This window comes from Streptomyces klenkii (assembly GCF_003626645.1).
Classification (GTDB): domain Bacteria; phylum Actinomycetota; class Actinomycetes; order Streptomycetales; family Streptomycetaceae; genus Streptomyces; species Streptomyces klenkii.
In genome coordinates this window covers 1-1,115 of record NZ_RBAM01000161.1, presented here as the reverse complement: position 1 = coordinate 1,115, position 1,115 = coordinate 1, and the positions used below count along the sequence as shown (strand labels likewise).

General features: G+C 73.3%; 2 protein-coding genes. Both read left to right on the top strand.

From position 1 onward, the window contains the following. The coding region (locus D7231_RS35445) for a zinc-binding metallopeptidase family protein (protein WP_479685694.1) at window positions 1–566 on the top strand (566 nt) is incomplete at its 5' end. Window positions 567–847: 281 nt separating this feature from the next. After that, a partial coding sequence (locus D7231_RS35440; protein WP_147449914.1) for a maleylpyruvate isomerase family mycothiol-dependent enzyme occupies window positions 848–1,115 on the top strand: 268 nt, incomplete at its 3' end.

Below are 1,115 nucleotides of genomic sequence, written 5' to 3'. Positions count from 1 at the left end.
TCTCCGCCCACGGCGCGGGCCTGTCGTTCATCCCGGTGCTCGCGGCGTTCGACCACGAGGAGAACGGCAGCACCTCCGACACCGGCGCCGAGGGCCCCCTGCTCGGGACGGTGCTGAAACGATCCGTGCACGCGCGCGGCGGCGGCTACGAGGAGCGCGCCCGCGCCCTGGCCGGCTCCCTGTGCCTCTCCTCCGACACCGGGCACGCCGTCCACCCCAACTACGCGGAGCGGCACGACCCCACGCACCACCCCATGGCCGGCGGCGGCCCCCTCCTGAAGGTGAACGTCAATCAGCGCTATGCCACGGACGGGTCGGGCCGCGCGGAGTTCACCGCCGCCTGCGAGCGCGCCGGGGTGCCCTGGCAGAGCTTCGTCTCGCACAACGCCATGCCCTGCGGCACCACCATCGGCCCGATCACCGCGGCCCGCCACGGCATCGCCACCGTGGACGTGGGCGCGGCCATCCTCTCCATGCACTCCGCCCGCGAGCTGTGCGCCGTGGCCGACCCCTACCTGCTGGCCAACGCCATGACGGCCTTCCTCGACCCGTCCTGGCGGCCCTGACGGCGGACCGGCGACGGCCTGACGGCGGCCCGGCGGACCGGCGGCGACTCGACAGCGACCCGACGGCGACCCGGCGACGGCCCGTCAGAGGACCCCCGAAACCCGGGCGTCACGGCGGCGACATGGGCAGGTCGCGCGAGCGGGAGCGGTGCTCTCCCGAGGTTCTCCACCGGCAGGGGAGGGCCCTAGGATTCGTCACCAGAAACATTCACCCGCCGCGCCGGCCCGGCGTACGGTGTGAACTTCCAAGCCAGCAGCGCCGAACCGCCACGAGGGGTCCCGTGACCGTGCAGAGCCTTCAGCCGTCCATCGACGCCTGGACCCAGTCCATCGAGGCGATATCCGAGCTCGTCTCCTCCCTCGTGGACGGCGAGTGGAACCGCCCCACGGAGTGCCCAGGCTGGTCCGTGCGCGACGTGGTCTCCCACGTGATCGGCGGCGAGTGCGAGGCGCTGGGCGACCCGCGGCCGATCCACACCCTCCCCCGCGACCTCTACCACGTCACCGACGAGACCACCCGCTACCTGGAGGTCCAGGTGGACGTGCGCC